At 58.8% G+C, this 18,844-nt stretch carries 16 protein-coding genes and 4 pseudogenes; 4 read left to right on the forward strand and 16 right to left on the reverse strand.

What is annotated here, in order from left to right:
• Positions 1–109: 109 nt before the first annotated feature.
• Together SULPSESMR1_RS03390 and SULPSESMR1_RS03395 are read right to left on the reverse strand one after the other, a co-directional pair.
• Positions 110–2,065 (reverse strand): DNA gyrase/topoisomerase IV subunit B, encoded by a 1,956-nt coding sequence (locus SULPSESMR1_RS03390; protein WP_089419566.1) that lies wholly within the window; start codon positions 2,063–2,065, stop codon positions 110–112.
• 115 nt (positions 2,066–2,180) lie between these two features.
• The gene (locus SULPSESMR1_RS03395) at positions 2,181–2,585 is read right to left on the reverse strand and encodes an STAS/SEC14 domain-containing protein (protein WP_089422113.1); all 405 of its coding nucleotides are present in this window, start codon (positions 2,583–2,585) and stop codon (positions 2,181–2,183) included.
• Positions 2,586–3,034: 449 nt separating this feature from the next.
• Between SULPSESMR1_RS03395 and SULPSESMR1_RS03400 the strand changes: the two genes are divergently transcribed.
• A complete protein-coding gene (locus tag SULPSESMR1_RS03400; RefSeq protein ID WP_162791880.1) occupies positions 3,035–3,700 on the forward strand; it encodes a sulfotransferase family 2 domain-containing protein in 666 nt (221 codons plus the stop codon).
• A gap of 103 nt (positions 3,701–3,803) precedes the next feature.
• Here SULPSESMR1_RS03400 and SULPSESMR1_RS03405 read toward each other — a convergent pair whose 3' ends face one another.
• The 4 genes from SULPSESMR1_RS03405 to SULPSESMR1_RS03420 all read right to left on the reverse strand — a co-directional run bounded on the left by SULPSESMR1_RS03405 (position 3,804) and on the right by SULPSESMR1_RS03420 (position 7,071).
• Complete coding sequence (locus tag SULPSESMR1_RS03405) at positions 3,804–4,355, reverse strand: 2OG-Fe(II) oxygenase (RefSeq protein ID WP_089419568.1); 552 nt, start codon at positions 4,353–4,355, stop codon at positions 3,804–3,806.
• 174 nt (positions 4,356–4,529) lie between these two features.
• Entirely contained in the window at positions 4,530–4,832 is a 303-nt protein-coding gene (locus tag SULPSESMR1_RS03410) for an SH3 domain-containing protein (protein WP_089419569.1), read from the reverse strand.
• A gap of 68 nt (positions 4,833–4,900) precedes the next feature.
• The gene (locus tag SULPSESMR1_RS03415) at positions 4,901–5,782 is read right to left on the reverse strand and encodes an alpha/beta fold hydrolase (RefSeq protein WP_089419570.1); all 882 of its coding nucleotides are present in this window, start codon (positions 5,780–5,782) and stop codon (positions 4,901–4,903) included.
• Positions 5,779–7,071: an alpha/beta hydrolase family protein gene (locus SULPSESMR1_RS03420; RefSeq protein ID WP_089419571.1), complete on the reverse strand. Its 1,293-nt coding sequence runs from the start codon at positions 7,069–7,071 to the stop codon at positions 5,779–5,781. The genes SULPSESMR1_RS03415 and SULPSESMR1_RS03420 overlap by 4 nt, the downstream gene beginning before the upstream one ends.
• Before the next feature lie 446 nt (positions 7,072–7,517).
• Between SULPSESMR1_RS03420 and SULPSESMR1_RS03425 the strand changes: the two genes are divergently transcribed.
• Positions 7,518–8,582 (forward strand): DUF6792 domain-containing protein, encoded by a 1,065-nt coding sequence (locus SULPSESMR1_RS03425; protein WP_089419572.1) that lies wholly within the window; start codon positions 7,518–7,520, stop codon positions 8,580–8,582.
• A 110-nt stretch (positions 8,583–8,692) separates the two neighbouring features.
• Positions 8,693–10,084 carry an MATE family efflux transporter gene (locus tag SULPSESMR1_RS03430; RefSeq protein ID WP_240311278.1) on the forward strand — a complete coding sequence of 464 codons (1,392 nt, stop codon included), beginning with the start codon at positions 8,693–8,695 and terminating at the stop codon, positions 10,082–10,084.
• Here SULPSESMR1_RS03430 and SULPSESMR1_RS03435 read toward each other — a convergent pair.
• From SULPSESMR1_RS03435 to SULPSESMR1_RS03475, 9 genes and pseudogenes are all read right to left on the reverse strand, one after another.
• Complete coding sequence (locus tag SULPSESMR1_RS03435; RefSeq protein WP_089419573.1) at positions 10,081–10,482, reverse strand: hypothetical protein; 402 nt, start codon at positions 10,480–10,482, stop codon at positions 10,081–10,083. The two genes, SULPSESMR1_RS03430 and SULPSESMR1_RS03435, sit on opposite strands and share 4 nt — an antisense overlap.
• Before the next feature lie 474 nt (positions 10,483–10,956).
• Positions 10,957–11,409: pseudogene (locus tag SULPSESMR1_RS03440) on the reverse strand (IS30 family transposase); the annotation flags it as partial.
• Between the two features lie 256 nt (positions 11,410–11,665).
• Positions 11,666–12,691, reverse strand: coding sequence for an IS110 family transposase (locus SULPSESMR1_RS03445; RefSeq protein WP_089422115.1), 1,026 nt, complete (start codon positions 12,689–12,691; stop codon positions 11,666–11,668).
• Positions 12,692–12,774: 83 nt separating this feature from the next.
• A pseudogene (locus SULPSESMR1_RS03450) lies at positions 12,775–13,482 on the reverse strand (IS30 family transposase); the annotation flags it as partial.
• Between the two features lie 237 nt (positions 13,483–13,719).
• Positions 13,720–14,345, reverse strand: a pseudogene (locus SULPSESMR1_RS03455) (IS6 family transposase).
• A 202-nt stretch (positions 14,346–14,547) separates the two neighbouring features.
• A complete protein-coding gene (locus tag SULPSESMR1_RS03460) occupies positions 14,548–14,787 on the reverse strand; it encodes a cupin domain-containing protein (RefSeq protein ID WP_198362848.1) in 240 nt (79 codons plus the stop codon).
• A gap of 1 nt (position 14,788) precedes the next feature.
• Positions 14,789–15,187, reverse strand: coding sequence for a tautomerase family protein (locus tag SULPSESMR1_RS03465; RefSeq protein WP_089419574.1), 399 nt, complete (start codon positions 15,185–15,187; stop codon positions 14,789–14,791).
• Positions 15,188–15,258: 71 nt separating this feature from the next.
• Entirely contained in the window at positions 15,259–16,191 is a 933-nt protein-coding gene (locus SULPSESMR1_RS03470; protein ID WP_089419575.1) for a DMT family transporter, read from the reverse strand.
• A 99-nt stretch (positions 16,192–16,290) separates the two neighbouring features.
• On the reverse strand, positions 16,291–16,836 hold the full coding sequence (locus tag SULPSESMR1_RS03475) for a MarR family winged helix-turn-helix transcriptional regulator (protein WP_198362849.1): 546 nt from the start codon (positions 16,834–16,836) through the stop codon (positions 16,291–16,293).
• A gap of 134 nt (positions 16,837–16,970) precedes the next feature.
• Here SULPSESMR1_RS03475 and SULPSESMR1_RS03480 point away from each other — a divergent pair.
• Positions 16,971–17,456, forward strand: a pseudogene (locus SULPSESMR1_RS03480) (IS6 family transposase); the annotation flags it as partial.
• Between the two features lie 277 nt (positions 17,457–17,733).
• On the opposite strand, the gene SULPSESMR1_RS03485 reads toward SULPSESMR1_RS03480, so the two are convergent.
• Positions 17,734–18,762: an IS110 family transposase gene (locus SULPSESMR1_RS03485; protein WP_089419576.1), complete on the reverse strand. Its 1,029-nt coding sequence runs from the start codon at positions 18,760–18,762 to the stop codon at positions 17,734–17,736.
• Between the last annotated feature and the right edge of the window lie 82 nt (positions 18,763–18,844).

Here is an 18,844-nt window from a genome sequence, read left to right on the forward strand (position 1 = left end):
GCTGTCGCCTTCTTTCGCCTCAATAGGCACACCGGACCTTTTGCAAGACGGCTCCAGACCTGCGGTCAGGCGCTGGTGTTACTGAAATGCAGCGCCGACAGATTGCGCCTCAAACATCCAGCTCCACCACAAACCGCGCGTTTTCCTGAATGTACTCGAACCGCAGCTCCGGCTTCTTGCCCATCAGCCGCTCCACCAGATCGCCGGTCTGGCCCGGTTCGTCCTCGTCGATGGTCACGCGGATCAGCTTGCGGGTGGCGGGGTTCATCGTGGTGTCTTTCAGGTCTTTCGCGTCCATTTCGCCCAGACCCTTGAACCGCGATACGTCGATCTTGCCACTGCCGCCCAGACCCTTTTCCAGCCACATATCCCGCTCGGCCTCGTCCAGACAATAGGCGCGCCGCGAACCTTGGGTCAGACGGTACAGCGGCGGACAGGCCAGATACAGATGGCCTGCGTCAATCATCGGCCGCATCTGGGTGAAAAAGAACGTCATCAGCAGTGCGGCAATGTGTGCCCCGTCCACATCCGCGTCGGTCATGATGATGACCTTGTCATAGCGCAGGTCATCGACGTTGAATTTCGCCCCCAAAGACACGCCAAGCGCCTGCGACAGATCGGAAATCTCGGCATTCGACCCCAACTTTGCCGAGGCCGCCCCCAGCACGTTCAGAATTTTGCCGCGCAACGGCAGCAAGGCCTGCGTCTTGCGGTCCCGTGCCATCTTGGCCGATCCGCCCGCGCTGTCGCCCTCGACGATAAACAGTTCCGTCCCCTCGCGCGACTTCGACGAACAATCCGTCAGCTTGCCGGGCAGGCGCAGCTTTTGCGTCGCCGTCTTGCGCGAGGTTTCTTTTTCCTGACGCCGCCGCAGCCGCTCTTCGGCGCGCAGCACGAGGAAATCCAGAATGGCCCCCGCCGATTTCGTATCCGCCGCCAGCCAGTTGTCAAAATGGTCGCGCACCGAGTTTTCCACCATCCGCTGCGCTTCGACCGTGGCCAGCCGGTCCTTGGTCTGGCCCACGAATTCGGGGTCGCGGATAAAACACGACACCAGCGCACCGGCCCCCGTCATCAGATCCTCGCGGGTGATGGTGGTGGCCTTGCGGTTGTTCACCAACTCGCCATAGGCCTTGATCCCCTTGAGAATCGCAGCCCAGAAACCGGCCTCATGGGTGCCACCCTCGGGCGTGGGGACCGTGTTGCAATACGACTGGATGAACCCGTCGCGGGCGGGCGTCCAGTTGATCGCCCATTCCACCTTGCCCGGCACTTTGAATTTTTCGAACGATACCGATCCGGCAAAGGGCGTCTCGGCATAGGTGGTCGCACCGCCCATCGCCTCTTTCAGATAATCAGCCAGACCGCCCGGAAAGTGGAACTTCGCCTCTTTCGGGGTCTCGCCATCGTCGATCTCGGTCTTCCAGCGGATTTCAACACCCGAGAACAGATAGGCCTTGGAGCGCGCCATCTTGAACAGACGCGCAGGCTTCAGTTGCAATGCGCCAAAGATGTCGGGGTCGGGGTGAAAGGTCACCGCCGTGCCACGCCGGTTCGGTGCCGCGCCGATCCTCTCCAGCTTGCCTTGGGGCAGGCCGCGCGAAAACTCCATTGCATAGAGTTCCTTGTTGCGCGCCACTTCGACCCGCAGATGGTCCGACAGCGCGTTCACCACAGACGACCCGACCCCGTGCAAACCGCCCGAGGTTTCATAGCTGTCACCGGAAAACTTGCCGCCCGCGTTCAGCGTGCAAAAGATGATCTCGAGCGCCGATTTCGTAGGGTCTTTGGGATGCGGCCCCGTGGGAATCCCGCGCCCGTTGTCGCGCACCGACACATGGCCGTTCTCGTGCAGTTCGACCTCGATCCACGTGGCGTGCCCCGCCACCGCCTCGTCCATCGAGTTGTCTATGATCTCGGCCACCATATGGTGCAACGCCCTGTCGTCCTTGCCGCCGATATACATGCCGGGGCGCAGGCGGACGTGTTCCATATCCTCCAGCACCTGGATCGAGGAGGCATCATAATCCGAAGCGGGTTCGGACCCGGACAGAAGGTCAGTCATATGGGCTGCTCACTTTTTTATACTTGGCCCGGATTATGGCAGAGCAACACCGATGGCGAAAGGGGGGATAGGCGCACGCGGGCATACCATCAGCATCGCCCGTCACCGCCGCCCTCTAGACCGGAAAATTCTCGTCCTCGTCCGTCCCGTCGTCCTCTCCGGCAAGCCACGCTTCCGCATCATCGCCCTGCGCCAGCGCAAAGCTTTTGATTTCGATCGACGGGATCACCCGGCCTTCGATCTCTGCCGTGGTGCGCAGCCAGGCCACATCCGACAACACTGCGCACCGGTCAAAGCGCATGATCGCCGCCATCATCCGTGGCATCCGCACCAGTTCGGCCATCATCGCCCCCACCGTCGGCATCTCGAAGTCCTCGACCAGAAAACACATCTGCCCGTGACTGACGCCCTCGGACGCCGCGATCATCCGATCCAGCGCGCCTCCCATCATTTCTGCATCAAGAGGCCCCGAAAGCACGATATCGACACGGTTGGCCGAAGGTTTGGAAACAGTCATCATTTTGAAAATCCTTCTCTTCAAGTCACAATGATAGACGATTTTCACCCCGACCGTGTTGATGCAGGTCAAATGTCGGCATCACTTTGCCAAAGCAGGGCGAACCGGCTCTGGGGAACGGTCGGGCAGTGTCGGGGAGCACCCTAAGTCAGAAGAGGCCTATCCGACAACCACCCACCGTCCCGTGGTCGGGCGCCGCCCTGCGTGGCGGGGGTAGCGACAGGTTCCAAGCAGGCTCTGGTAGCTGCATCCGGCACGCGCGGCGTGCAGTGGATGTTCGCTCTTGTCGGCACGGATGTCGGCAAGGTGCCGCCGAAAGCCCTTCAACATTGGTTTAGCTAACACCAACCCGTGTATATAATGGGAAATTCAATGGTTCTGGAAACGATCAGATTGTTCTGGAAACGATCAGATTGACCTGTCCGCCTCAACACTTGCTTATGGTTAGCCGAATGTTTGTCCCACGTAGTTTGTTTGAAAGAATCATCCCCAATTCGGGCCTCAAGATGCTTTTTATCCACACGCCAAAGTGCGGCGGAAGCATGGTCGGGCACGCATTCGGTCGCCATTTCAGGCGGTGCGTGTCTGTTAGACACGCCAAACTAAAAGGACATTTGACATGGGTAGAGTATCGCGATCGGCTTTTGGAAATCGGCCAGCCAATTTCCGATTTCAAGACTTTTAGTGTGGTTCGGAATCCGTTTGAATGGCATTTTTCCTGGTTTAATTATCTACAGCATCAAAAACCTCATCGAACGGGATACTACATTGAGCACGAGATGTTTCAAAGCTTCAGCTTTTCTGACTATGTCTCATGGTTGGATGACGCCGAGGCACCTCGTACTCCCCGACACGACATGGGAAAGCAACTCGCTGATTGGGTGTGCGATGAAAACGGCGAAGTGGTAATAACCGAGATACTACGCCAAGAACGCCTATCTAGCGACCTCACCGCTTTAAAAGACCGGTACAGATTGAAAATCAACGTGCCCAAAACGCAAGTCAACGCATTTAGCAGAGGGAAGGATTTCAGAAGCTATTATTCAGACAATGACATTTCAGCTATCGCCAAGCGCCATCAACGGGATTTAGAGTTGTTCGGTTACGCATTTGAATGAGGATGAACAGTCAGCGCAAAATCCTTCCCACTCAAACCCGTAATTCCGGCAAGGTGCAGCACCCTTCGAATGGGTCTGCGCACCGCCGTTTGCTGCTGTCCCCTCACCGGAACGCAGGCCCGTGCGCCCAAACGGTCAGCGAATGGCGCACGCCGCTTGCCACCGGTGTCACCTGATGCAGGGTAAAGCTGGGAAACACGCTGACGCAGCCCTGCGTCCGGTTCGCCGTCAGCACCTGTGCGCCGGGCATAAACTCCAGATCACCGCCCTCATAGGCGTCGTCGGGGCTCAGTTGCAGCACCAGCGTCAGTTTGCGTTTGGCCGATACGGGGCCGCCGCCGATGTCGGAATGCCACGCAAAGTGGCCCGCGTCCTGCGCCGTATAGATCGCCACCTGCGGGCTTTCCTCAAAGGCGGTCAGGTCAAAGCAGAAATGGTTCAGGTTGCTGCGCCGCACAAGGTCGATCAGCCGGTCCATCACCCAGCCCATGCCATCCACATCGTCGATCCAGACCAGTTCGGCGGTGCGCAGGGCGTGGTCCTTGTTGCGCCCCACCAACAGCGCCTCGTTCGTGGGCGCCCCTGCAATCGCGGCGATGATCGCCTCGCATTCGCCCACGCTAAAGGCGTCGGGCACCACATGCACTGACAACATTCCAATATCCGTTTCACACAAAACAACACGCGTCCTGTACGCGCCACGCGGCACAGGCCCGCAGCCCGAACACCGGTCGCGCAACCTAGCATCCTGTTGCGGTCCGGTGTGCAGAAAATGTCGAGGGTGCGATCTGTCACCGGCGGAAAACCGCAGGTCACAAGCGGACAGGTTTCAGTTCTTGCGCAGATAGGCCCAAGAAACAAAGCCCGTCATGCCGCGCGCCTGCTGCAACGCCACTTTGCACCAGCGGGTGCCGCCGGTTTCGATGCATTTATAAACATAAACACCGGTCCCGTTCGGCAGGCCCAAAATCACCTTATAGCCGGTGCCGGGGCCGGCGCGCATTTTCAGCATGTCATCCACCTCGACCCGCGCCACCACGTAGCGGCCGGAAAATCCCGCCAGCGCGGGGGTGGCGATGGACAGGGCGCCGATGGCCCCCGCGACACATGCTGTGATGATGGCTTTGCGCATCGTTTTCTCCTGTTGCTGCCTCACCCACCTTGTAGGCTGCGGGGCAGGGCGCAGGCAACCAAAAGCCCTCAGGTCCGGTCCAGCCAGTCGCGCACCACATCCGCAATTTCCTGCGGCTTCTGGTGAAACAGCCAGTGGTCGGCATCCGCGATTTCAACCCGCGTCAGATCGGCGGCAAAATCTTCCAGCCCCTCGGTCGCGGCGGGCAACAGCGCAATATCCCCCGCCCCCCATATCAGCAGATGCGGGCAGCGCACCTGCAACCGCTCTACTGGCAGCGCGCGCAAATCGGTCACCGGCTTGCCGGGATCCGCCACCACCAAGGGCGAGGCGCGATACCAGTTGATCATCCCGCGCAACCGCCCCGGACGGCCCCATGCCTCCTTATAGCGCGCCAGCACGTCGCCTTGCAGCCACGACATATCCATCTTGGCCGAAAACAGCGCCAGCAGCTTTTCGAAATCATTGGCCGCCAGCTTGTCCTCGGACCCTTCGGCCCGCAGGTAGTTGATGTATTGCGACGCCTCGGATTGCGCGCCGCCCTTTGCCATCTCGCGCTGGAACGGGGCCGGGTGGACGCCATTGGCGATGATCAGCCGCGACACCAGTTCGGGGTGCATGAACGCCAGCGCATAGGCCACGCCCGCGCCCCAGTCATGCCCCAGCACCGTCACGGGCCCGTCGTCGCCGATCAGCGCCACCATGTCCGACACCAGTTTCGACGCGGTATATTCCCCAACATCGGCAGGCGCCCAACTGCGCCCGTATCCGCGCTGGTCGGGGGCGATCACATGGAACCGGTCCGCCAGCAACGGCGCAAAATCTTCCCACGCGCCGCCATATTCGGGGAACCCGTGCAGCAGCAACAGGCGGGGCAGGGCAGGGTCGCCCCATGTGCGGACATAAAACGGCTGCCCGTTCAGATCGTGCATCCCTGCCTGCATTGTCATTCGCCCTTGGCTTTGGTCTCGAACCGCAAACCGGCTGCGGTGCGTGGCGCAAATCCGTTCCAATAGCTGTGGTCGTCCGTCGGCTTGCCCGCATCATCCAGCGCCACAACCCCGTCGCCCGACACCGGCGTCAGATCGAAAAAGGTGGCCTTGTCCACTTCGCCCTTCAGATGCACATCCATAAAAGCGGTGGCGAAATGCTGGGCGATGTTGTTCATCCGGTTGGTATCCCAGACCGCGTCGGCATAATGGGCAAAGGGCGCATAGCCCAAGCCCTCATCCATCGCCCAGCTTTCCTTGGGCGCGGGCATCGGGGCGGCAGCATTGTGGTTGGCATCGTCGAAGGTCAGCAGATGCCGGTCGGTGCCCACCGTGCCGTCAAAGATTCCGCGGATCGCATCATAGACCGACACATCGTCCACCCCGCCCGCCATCAGCAGCAGCGGCTTGCGAAAGCCCGCTAGCCCCTCGGCGTCCCAGAACCCCGCGTTGTTGCCCCACGGGCCAATGGCGATGACCGCCTTGACCCGCTCGTCGATCAGCGCCTCGTGGGTCTCGGACCCTGCCAGATGCGCCGCCAACAACCCGTTGGGCGTGCCCCAGCTGTATTCGGTCGATGCCTGCGTGACACCCGCCCCGCCAAAGATCATCGCGCCGTACCCGCCCATCGAATAGCCGATCACGCCCACGGTTTCGCCGTCGATGATCGCCCCCAGCGGGCCGTCCAGCGCGGCCATCTGCTCGATGACAAAGCGTTGGTCGACGGGCCGGTTCAACAGGGTCGAACCAAAGGCGCCCTGATCGGAATAGGTGCTGTCGGTGTGGTCGATGGACACGGTGACGTAGCCCTTCGAGGCGAGGTTTTCGCCCAGATGGCTCATCAGGAACCTGTTGCCGGGATAGCCGTGGCTGATCACGATCAGCGGAAACTGCGCATCCGCCGCAGGGGCCGCATCGCGCGCCGCACGGCCCGTCAGTGTCGCCTGCCGTGTCCCGTCGCGCAGCGTGGTGGTGTATTCGCCCCCCGCTTCGGTGCCATCCGCCGCCGGATACCAGACCTCGACCGTTAACGGGCGGTCGTATTCGGGCGCATTGTCTGCGGTGGTGTTCAGAATATCAACCTGACCCGCATGGCTGAATTCCAGCGTTTGCACCCCGATCACATAATCACCATAAGGTGCGAGCTCGGGCGCATCGGGGCGGATCTGGTCAATCGGATTGGCATACAGCATTCCCGCAGCGCCAATGCCAACAAGGCCGAGTGTAACGGATTTCAGTGTGGTGGTCATGACAGGCTCCCTCTCTCTGTTTGGTCCGGTCCCGCAGGTGGCCACAACCGGCCTTCGGGTCTGCTGCGTCCACCCCCGGCGCACGCTCCGGCACTGTGACACAGCCCCCGCAACGATCAACCCGTAACCTTACGGCGGGCGGGCACATGCCAGCCGTCCCTGCGCGATCACATCGGGGAAAACTGTCTGGGATAGCGTTTCCACCGTGATACGGCATCAAATTTCCCGAGCCTCAAAATTGTATTTTCCGGTTGGTCGCCGGACCACCTCCGTAAATGCTCTGCGGCAATCAGGCGGGGCGGTTCATTTCGATCAGCTCGGTGCAATGGATTCCCGTGTCTGCAATTCTTGCTTCGCAAACGGTTTCAAGGCAGGCTTTTTCAGAAACAAGACCCGTTATTTACGATGATCTTTGCTTCGGAAAGATTGGAAGGAGAAATAATTTTGTGAAGAATTCCCGTTTTTTGTGGGCACACCGGGTGTCCCGCCGCTTTTCGCTCAAGATTGTATTTTCAATTGCGCTAATGTCTGTCCCGCTGGCCGGTTGCGGGGCCTTGGTGACACCTGTCGCCTATCACGTCCACAAGGACCGCATCGGCAAACCCGTCACCGGACAGGACCCTTTTATTCAGGACGTTGCCTCGCGCTTCGGCTTCATGGCGCTTTTGTCGGAGATGGTCTATTATCGCAGCACACGCGGACGCGACAGCGCGCATTGTGAAAACCCCGCCGCCCGCGACGGCCTGTTGCAACTACCTGTCGTGGGCAAAAACGGTGTCACCGGACGCTGGGAACGCGCCGCAAATCAGGGCGATGTCAGCTTTTGCCTTGATGACAAAAGCGGGGTTTTCTACGAAACCCTGTTTTTCAGAACACCCGCCGGGCAGGTCAAAGAGGCCGTGATCGTTTTCAGAGGCACCGAAGGCCCGAGCCTGCGCGACTGGACCGCCAACCTGTCGTCGGCAACCGGGGTGGAACCCCGACAATACAGGGTCGCGCTGGATGCGCTCGACAAGGTGTTCAAGGAACTGGCGAAACCCGAGTATCAGGGCATCGCGATCTACACTGCGGGGCACTCCCTTGGCGGTGGTCTGGCGCAGCAGGCAGGGTTCCGCTTTGCCCAAGTCGACGCGGTCTACGCTTTCAACAGCTCGCCCGTGACAAACTGGTCATGGATGGCACTTAACGACGAGATCACACAGGACTGGCCGGTGATCTACCGCCTGTCGCACACAGGCGAAGCCTTGGGCGGTCTGCGCTCTGTCGCCACCTCTATGACGTCAACGCGTTTCAACAGGTACGACATTGGCATCCAGTTGCAGGAAAAATCACTGGTCGCAGGCCACGCGATCAATGTCATGGCCTGCGGCTTTGCCAGAATCATCGCACAGGCAGAGATTTCCGAAAATGCGCATTACTATCCGCTGGGGTACGCCCGCCGCCTGATTGATCACGATCCGATGTGTGCCGCGTTCAGAAAAGACGACAAGTCCGGCGTACAGATTCCGTGAACGCCGGACCGGTGCGCGGCGGCAGATGAAACGCGCCAAAGCCTCCTGTCACCGACAGCTTTGCACAACGCCTCTTTTAAAGGCAGCGGTCTGCGACTAAAGGATTGCGCATGACCTCCTTGACCCAACCCACCCGGTCGCCGTCTGCGCCGCGTATGACATACCCCGGCCACGCCCGCGCCATGCTGGTGCTGGGCCTGCCGCTGATCGGCGGGCATATCGGCCAGATGGCCATTGGCGTGACCGACACGGTGATGCTGGGCTGGTACGGCGTCGAGGCGCTGGCCGCCGTCACGCTGGCCTCGACCTATTTCTTCCTGCTGTTCCTGATGGGCAGCGGCTTTGCCTGGGCCGTGATGCCGATGGTGGCCTCCTATGACGCCGAAGGTGATCAAGTGTCGCTGCGCCGCGCCACCCGCATGGGGCTGTGGCTGTCGGTGGGGTTTGGCATCGCGGTGCTGCCGCTGATGATCTGGGCCGAACCGGTCTTGCTGATGCTGGGCCAGACCGAACAGGTGGCGCGCGACGGAGGACTTTATCTGGGCATCGCGGGCTGGGGCATGGTGCCTGCATTGCTGGTCATGGTGATGAAATCCTATCTGGCCGCACTCGAGCGCACGCAGATCGTGCTGTGGATCACCCTTGCCGCAGGTGTCGTCAACGCACTGGCCAACTATGCGCTGATTTTCGGCAACTGGGGTGCGCCCGAACTGGGCGTGCGCGGGGCGGCCATCGCGTCGATCTCGACCCAGATTGTCAGCCTTGTCGGCGTGATCGTCTATGCCCTGCGCGCGCTGCCCGAACACCAGATATTTGTGCGCCTCTGGCGGCCCGACTGGCACATGCTCGTGCGGGTGTTCCGACTGGGCCTGCCCATCGGCATCACCAGCCTGTCCGAAGCAGGGCTCTTTGCCGCCTCTGCCGTGATGATGGGCTGGCTGGGCACCGTGCCGCTGGCCGCGCATGGCATCGCGGTGCAGATGGCCGGACTGACCTTCATGGTGCACCTCGGCCTGTCCAATGTCGCCACCATCCGCGCCGGCAACGCGCAGGGCCGCCGCGACGCGCCGCATCTGGCACGCGGCGCGCGCACCGCATTTGTGCTGTCGCTTTGCATGGCGCTGCTGACGACGGCGGTGTTCCTGCTCTGGCCCGAAATGCTGATCTCGGCCTTTATCCAGAGCGACGAACCCGCCCGCGACCAGATCATGGCCATCGGCGTCGGTCTGTTGGCTGTGGCGGCGCTGTTCCAGCTTGTCGACGGGGTGCAGGTGATCGCACTGGGCCTGCTGCGCGGGCTACAGGATACATCGATGCCGATGGTGCTGGCGGCGGTCAGCTATTGGGGGGTGGGACTGCCCACGGCCTATCTCTTCGGCTTTGTCTTCGATTTGGGCGGGGTCGGCGTGTGGTTCGGCCTTGTGGTCGGGCTGGGCGGGGCTGCGGTGACGCTGGCATGGCGCTTCTGGCGGGTCAGCTTCCCCGCGATGCAGACGTCCTAGCCGTTCATCAACCGATCGGCCTTTTTGCGGACCAGCACGCTGCGCAGATCGTGCATCGCCAGCAGCAGCGCATCGGTCACATCTTCCAACTGGTCATCGGTGGCCCTGGACTGTGCCCAATGTGTGGTCAGGTTCAAATAGTCCACCGCGCGGTGGATATCGTCAATGTCGCGCGCCGCCAGCAGCGCCTGCCGCGAGGCCATCCACGACTGGATTTCGGCCATATCCTCGGGGCTTAGCGTGCGGTCGCCATGCGGTTTGACCTCGCCGTTGCGGATGTTGATGACAGCGATCTGGTCCATCTCGATCCGGCGCTGCCGGTTCTCGGTGTCGATGCGAAATACGGCTGCCCCGTTTTCCCGAACTCTGAAATAATAGTCGGGTAACTCGCCTGCCATGCCGCCATCCTTGATCGTTCGGGTGTCTTACGCTTTGCGTTTAACAGCAACGGGTTGTCAGGCAAAGAAGTTTTCCCGACGACTGGCGGCAGATCAATCCTTGGGAACAGGGGGCAGCTTTCACGGTCGCGTAGGCGTCAGGTGTCTGCTTTGAGCCCGGATTACCGTTTAGGTTTGCTCGGATGCCCTGCATTGTAGAGGCCTACTCCAAGAGCCAGCACAGCGAGTAAGAACCATACGACCCCTGATTGCTCTAAATATACGACACCCGCGTCATCGTCAAAGCACCGGCCTAGTTCATTGAAACAATTGCGCCATTTGAAATACCTGACGTAGTACAAATACCCAAAAGCGAGTGCGAGCCCGAGAGAAACCAAGGAAGAGATCTTTCTAATCATCTACTAGCCCCTTGTATCACCGCCGAAAGTTTAGTGCTGCGGCATTCAACTTCAACGACCGCTTTCTCCTGCGATTTCAACGGGTCGCTGCAACACAGGCTTCAAATTTCTCTGCTGGTCTCTGGTATTGCAAGGTCTTTCTCGGCCGCTCGTTGAGTTGTCGTGCGACAGCGCTGAGTTTGGCTTGGCTAAAGCCCGATATATCAATGCCCTTCGGGAAGTATTGGCGTAGAAGACTGTTGGTGTTTTCGTTGCTGCCTCTTTGCCACGGCGATTGCGGGTCGCAAAAGTAAACGTCGATCTTGGTCGTCATGGTGAACTTCAAATGGTCTGTCATCTCCGACCTGCGGTCCCAAGTGAGCGAGCGATACAGTTCCTTGGGCAGCTTGCGCGGCTGTTTGATGAGGGCCGTGATGACGCTTTGGGTGTCCTTGTTCTGCACCTTCGCCAGCATCACAAATCGAGAGTGGCGCTCGACCAGAGTGGCGATGTAACTGTAGTTGGACCCGACAATGAGATCACCTTCCCATGTGTGGATGCCCGCTTTGATGCAAGAAATATTATCAACGGTTTGAACATGTGATCGGGTACGGTCATGTGTCAGGCCTCAGATTGCGGCGTTTCACATGCCGCGGGCCGGTATGGCGATGCGAAGGTCAGGTCCATATCAATGACACGAGCGCTAAGCTCTCTGGGAAGGCCTGGTTTTCCTAACCTCGATCTAGTCGATCATTTGTCCTTACTGTCTCAATGTCCTTCTCACATCATACCGAGCGATGCAGCCTTTAGGCTACCGCGATCGGATCTCGATAATCTTCGTGTTTCGTCATCATCGCCCAAATGATGCGCGCCGTTTTGTTGGCGAGCGCGATGGCTACCAGCATGCGAGGCTTACGCTCTAACATTTGCTCAAGCCATGAGCCTTTGGGTGGACCATTTTTAATCGCCCATCTGATCCGTGTCATGGCCCCAATTATCAGCAGTCGCCGAATGTCGCGCTGCCCCATCTTTGATGTTCGCCCTAACACTTGGCGCCCACCTGTCGATTTCTGAACCGGGACCAGACCAAGCCATGCCGCAAAATCCCGGCCGCGTTTGAAGCCTTCCAACGGCGGAGAGAATGCCTTGATCGCCATTGCACTCACAGGACCAATACCGGGCGCGGTCTGTAGTCGAATCGTCTCTGGGTCGGACTTCGATTCCTCTTTTAGACGCCGCTCTATCGTAACGACTTTGTCGGTGAGCACATTAAGCTGATCCAGATGGACACGGCTGAGTTCAATAACGATTGAAGGCAGGTCACAATCCGGGCTTTCTATCTGTTCTGCTAGTTTCTTCACAAAGTTCCGACCGGGAGGGGCGATGATGCCATACTCCATCAAATGGCCGCGTAGCGCATTGATGATGGAGTTACGTTGCCGAACAAACAAATCCCGTGTCTTGAAGATCATCGAACGGGATTGCTGTTCAGCTGATTTAACAGGCACAAACCGCATGGTCGGTCGGACTGCCGCTTCGGCAATAGCCTCTGCATCATTGGCGTCATTCTTCTGACGCTTGACGAATGGCTTCACGTAGATCGGCGGGATCAGACGAACATCGTGGCCCAGCTTCAGGATCTCGCGACCCCAATAATGCGAAGAGGCACAAGCCTCCATCGCTACCACGCAAGGCTGCTGCTCACTTAAAAACTTCAAAAATTGCCCCCGCGACAGCTTCTTGCGGAACACAGGTTCGCCGACAGCCGTCGCGCCGTGCGCTTGGAAAACGGACTTTGCCAAGTCGACGCCGATCATTGTAACTTCATTCATGGTTGCCTCCAGTTTGGTGCTTTCAACATCACCACTATGGCACAGTTTGATGCCGGTTCCGGGGTGGGGCATCCACACCATCAGTGACCCGGTACGGCCCTATCCTCGACCTCTGGCGGGCGTTCACTGATCGGAACGGCATCCTTGATCTTGCGCAGCTTGAGCCCCTTTTGGGTGGCATGGCGAGACCGTCTAATCGCACGAGGACTGCGCAGACAGTCCTGTAATTCCTTCTTCAAAACCCCTCGGGTTTGAACATAAAGGCTACGATATATCGTCTCATGGGACACGCGGTTTTGCTCTTCATTCGGATGTTTGCGCTTCAGCCACCCTGCGATCTGCTGCGGTGACCATTTCCGGCGCAGCTTGCGCGCAATCAATTGGCATAAAGGGTCGTTGAACGAGAGCTTACACAATTTGGGTCGCATTGCGCAGTCCCAGGCACGCTGGTCTGAGCTGGCCGCGCGATAGGCCTGACGCCCACCGTTCCTGCGAACCTCCCGGCTGATTGTCGAAGGCGCGCGCTTTAGTCCTTGCGCGATTGCACGAAGCGACAGCCTTGCGACAAGCCCACGAGAAATCTCCTCCCGTTCAATCAGGCTCAAAGCACATCGCGACCGCGAACGCTGCAGTGGCCGAATGCCACCAAACTGCGCCAAATGAGGGAAGATCGAAGACGAAGCACGATTGAAGTGACGCCCAATCGAACTCATAGAGTCACCGCGTTGCCACCGCTCCCACATCTCAGACCTCTGTTTGGCCGTATAAAACGTCCGAGTACGGTACTTCATGCTGAACACTCCATCTTTGATAAAAGACTAAAGTGTTGCCACGACCCATTGAAGCCGCGGAGCATGAGCCAATCAAAAGCAGGACCAAGACGTGAGAATGTCGGAAAACTATAAGGTAGCTATGAATAGGATCCAGGATTGGAGAGCATACTTGAGCCGTTGTGACACTCTCGCAGCGCCGAGGGTAGTGTCGCAAGGTTTCCGCCGCGCCGAAGGTAGCTCTACTCGCGGGCACACTTATCCAGCGAGTGCTGCGAACTGCGCGAAGCTGGACTGCGCTGACTGGTTAAATTGGCCTTTCCGGATCATATGCGCGACTTCGATGTCGGCGAGAGTAGTCGAAGCTGAACTCAGCGATTTGAACGGTTGCATCGGCCGGGTGAGTTTCTTTATGAACCGATGATCCTGCTCAATGATATTGTTGAGATATTTCGTCCGCAGAACAGTGATCAACCAACACCAACCGCACATTACGAGCAGGCAGTTCATGTTAAACAGACCAACCGTGTTCGATCCACTTTTATCGATCACGACCTTGTCCGGCCAGCCGTTATTGCCGACGGCTTTAATGAAAAACGCGGTCGCTGAGGCTTCGTCACGGTGCTCCGACAACATGAAATCAAGGTTTTTCCCATTCTTGTCGATCGCACGAAATAGATAGGTCCATTGGCCTTTACATGTGTTTCGTCCATCCGCCACGAACAACCCATTGGTGTTTTTCGACGTTGCGCTTCAGCGGCGATAATGCCCGCATACTTCTCGACCCAGTGGTTGAGCGTTGCATGATCCAAATCAACGCCGCGTTCTGCCATGATCTCTTCGAGGTCGCGATACGAGACGGGAAAGCGAACGTAGAAATACATGGCGTATAGGATCACGGATTTCGGGTACTGCGCTTTTGAAACTGATCAACTCTTCAATCCTGAATTAGTCTCGGGAACGTGTGGGGTCTGGCTCGACACGACCGGCAACGCAACTGAAATCTGAAACTTTGCGAGCTACCATCCAGCAAGCCAGGCCCGAGATTGCCAACTTGTGCGGCACGCCGGCCGGCCCGATCAGGATCTACCCAGCCTCGACCTCGATCGTGGTGTCGCCAATGGTGAACAACGCCCGGCCCGACCGGATGATGAAAATCTCGTCGTAGGGATGGGAATGCAGGCGCGGACCTTTGCCGATCTCTTCGGCCGAATAGAACAGGATGGTGACGCCGGTGCCAACGTCCTTGCCCTCAAAATGTCCGTACCAGAGCCGGTCGTGCTGTGCCCAGTCGGAACGGTTAAGGATCACAGGGGCGCGGGTCATGTCACTGGCTTTCCGTTTGCGGGGCATACTGTGCCTCGCCATTGCCGAAGGACCAGTTTTCCTTCGAAACTTCGACCAAGCTGATCAAAACATCCTCGGGCCGGACGCCCGGCTCGGCAGCCAGGCGGCTGGCAATGACCGCGAAAAGCGCCTTTTTCTGCGCGAGAGTCCGCGTGTTGTTGGCAGTAATCTGGATCTGGACGAGATCGTCCGATCTGTGAATGCCAAGATAGTCAGCGCCGAAATCGAACTGGTCCCGGTCATGCTCGGAAACCGTCATGAACCGGTCATCGGCGGGGACGTCGAAGGTCTCGCGCATTGCCAGATAGACCTGCTCCATCAAGGCCCGTTGGTACTGGTGCGTCTTGCCTTTCAGCAAAGAGATACGGGTCAAAGGCATGGTCATTCTCCTTTGAGGTTTGAGAGGTGTTGGTCGTCATGGAAACGGTGCAATTGGCTGCCGATCAGGCGCTATTTTCTGGTAACAGAACGAGGCTTCGCCGCGCGATACTGAAATATTGCCAGACCCAGACCGATCAGCAATGCCGTCAGCACAAACCCATCCGGCAGCTTTTCGCCAAGGGCGAGCACCGCAACCGGACTGCCGACGATGGCAGCGACCGAGCCGATCTGGCTGAGGTAGACAGGCCCGGCGATCTGTTGCAGCCGGAACATGGCGGCGTATTGTGCTACGAAGGTTGCAATTGCGATCATCAGGACCAATAACATCGGCGCGTGCAGCACCGTGGCCAATCCGGCTGCCCCTTCAAGATAGAGGCCGAAAGGCAGCGTCACCACACCGCCGCAGATCAGCATGGCACCGGCCAGCTCGCGCGGGCTGGCACCCTTCGGCCAGAAGCGAGTGCGAAACACGTTCCCGGCGGCCAGAACAACCGGCATCGCCGAGGCGACCAGGATCGCACCGGTGTCGGAGGGTGCGCCAATGCCCTTGTTAACCGCCAGCAGAACGCCACCCGCCAGGCCGGTCAGCAGCCCGCTGACTCGCAGAAGGTCGAAGCGTTCAATCCGCAATACCAGTGACAGAAGCCATGTCAGCATCGGTGGAAAGGCCAGCGCCAACGCAATGAAGGCAGCGCCCACCTTGTGAACGGTGAGATAGCCAAGGGCGCTGCCGAGCGCCATGAGGGCGCCGGCGCCGAGGCTGTAAAGCAGGAGGTGAACAACACCGGCCTGGCCGACCCTGATCCCGCGGCTCATCAGTGTCAGGATCAAGCCGGAGCCACCCATGGCCAAGGCAAGATAGGTCAGCATCGGCGCCTGCAACCCGGCGGCGACTTTTGACAGAAGGACAGAGATCGCGAGCAAGGACCCGACGATCAACAGCAAGGTCAAGGGGGTGGCGGTGAGAGGGCGGTGGGGGATCGTTGGTGTAGCAAGCAACATGGTCATTCTCCTGGCTTGAGGGCAAGACTTCACCGTCCGCAGCGGCGATCGCTACGCAGGACAGCAAGTCAGAGGGTGAAGTTGAGTACGGTGCTCGTCTCAGGGAGGCGGATCAGAGTTCTTGTCAAATGTCGGGGTCGCAAAGCCCAGTTTTCGCAGCAGGTCGGCCAGCGCGCGGCGTTCTTCGGCGGTGAGCGCCGCAAGCCAGCTGGCCTCCATCTGCATGTCGTCGTTGAAGGCCTGACTTGTGCGGTGCTGCCCCTCATCGGTGAGCGCCACGATCAGACTGCGGCCATCGTCAGGCGAGGGTTCGCGCCGGATCAATCCGGCCGCCTCCAGCCTTTTGAGGCGATGCGTCAGCCCGCCCGATGAGAGCATCAACGAGGTGTAAAGGGCTGTTGGCGAGAGCTTGTAGGGCGGTCCACTGCGCTGCAGAGTCGCCAGAACGTCAAACTCGCCACGGTCGAGTCCATGCCGGGCAAACAGCGCCTCCATATGCGGGCCGACCCGGGTTGCAATTCGATGGATGCGGCCAAAGATCGCCATGCCTGCGGTGTCAATGTCCGGCGACTCCTTGGCGCGCTGTGCGATGAAGTGGTCGACATCATCCGTCCGGTCGGGGGTTTGAGGCTCTTTCGATGTCACGCGATTCTCCAAACTATCTTAACACAAAGATAGTTTGGGTATACCTTCCCGTCAAGACAAATTACAAATCCGGCGCAACATATCATCGGGCATCGTCAAGTTGCGGGGTATCTCAATAGCGGGTCCGTGGGCGCATGGCCAAACCCAAGCAATCTGGGGCCTTTTCAGGCCATCGCTTTCCTCCTGAGATCATCGCATACGCCGTCTGGGCTTATCACCGGTTCCCCATGAGTTTGCGTGATGTTGAGGACTTGCTCGCTGCACGCGGTGTTGTGGTCAGCTAAGAGACCATCCGCGCTTGGGCTGCCAAATTTGGATCACAATATGCTAGGGTGATCCGCCGAGACCGCCCAAAGTGGCGGACAAATGGCACCTGGACGAAGTTGCCCTTGCAATGAACGGGCAGAAGTATTGGCTGTGGCGCGCTGTTGATAGCAATGGCGATGTGCTGGACACCCTCGTTCAGTCTCGGCGCAATAAACAGGCCGCAAATCGGTTCTTTTCGCAAACTGTTCAAGGCGTTTGGCCAACCACATGTTGTTGTCACGGACAAACTTCGGAGCTACGGGGGCGCCCTGAAAAACCTCGCTCCGGGAATAGAGCACTGCAGCCACAAGGGTTCTGTGGTTGCCGTCCTTGATGCAAGATGTTTTTCAGACCTCTTGAGTTGGTGATCGAGTGCGTGCTTCTGTCAGGCCTTCGAGTGCGGCATTTCCAGAAGCCGCTGGCCGGGATGGTGATCTGCGGATCAGGTCCATATCTCAACAACGAGCTTCGACGCTCATTCCCTTATCCTGGTTTTCCCGATCCAGATCTGTTCGATCATTCTGCCCATTCAGGTCTTTGACTCCTTACACCTCCTTTACCGACGTCAATCGGCCCTGCGCTACACCGTGGTCATGTAGCGACCGCCTGCGTCGGATCCCGATAATTTTCCTTCTTCGTTTGCATGGCCCATAGGGCCCGGGCCATCTTGTTGGCCAGCGCAATTGCGACCAGCATCTTCGGCTTGCGCGCGAGCATACGTTCCAGCCAAGATCCTTTGGGTATGGATTTGCGACCTAACTGGCTCAAGCGTGACATCGCTCCGATAATCAGAAGCCTTCTGATGTCAGATTGGCCCGCCTTTGACATTCGCCCCAGACGGGGTTTGCCGCCTGATGAATGCTGTCGTGGCACGAGGCCCAGCCAGGCCGCAAAGTCGCGGCCCCGGGTGAATGTCTCCAGTGGTGGAGCAAATGCCTCGATGGCAAGGGCGCTTAAAGGGCCAACGCCCGGCATCGTCTGAAGTCGTTTGGCCGTGTCCGTCTCAGTGGACAAGGCTTTGATCCGTTTCAACTTGGCGTCGATCCGGACAGTGGTCTCTTCAATCAGTTCGAAAAGGTCTCGACACTCCTGGCGGACCAGGTCTGGAAGATCGCAATTCGGGTCCTCAAGGATCTCATTCCCGCGGCTCAAATTCCCTATGCCCTGCGGGATTGTATGCCCGAACTCATAGAGGATTGATCGCAGACCATTTACCAACTCAGTCCGTTGGTTCACCAAACGCTCCCGGTTCCGGAACAGGATCGCACGGGCCTGTTGGCTCTCAGACTTGGCAGGAACAAACCTCATCTCCGGACGCTGCGCCGCGACGACGATAGCTTCTGCGTCCGCGGCATCGTTTTTCTGGCGCTTCACAAATGGTTTCACATATTGCGGCGCGATCAGTTTCACCTCGTGACCAAGTCGGGCCAGCTCGCGCGCCCAGTAGCTGGCACTGCCACACGCCTCCATGACGATGACCGCGGGTGGTTGCGCCGAAAGAACCTCCCGAAACTGTGAGCGGGACAACTTCTTACGAAACTTCAACTGCCCAGTCATGCTTGCCCCGTGAAGCTGGAAAACGTTCTTTGCCAGGTCCACTCCGATCATTGTATCTTTCATTTGCCGTCCTTTCCGTTTCATGATGTCGAACACCACGACCTTGGCACATTGCGATGCCGTTTGGGGAGGACGGCAACCACCC

The sequence above is a fragment of the Pseudosulfitobacter pseudonitzschiae genome, assembly GCF_002222635.1.
GTDB lineage: Bacteria > Pseudomonadota > Alphaproteobacteria > Rhodobacterales > Rhodobacteraceae > Pseudosulfitobacter > Pseudosulfitobacter pseudonitzschiae_A.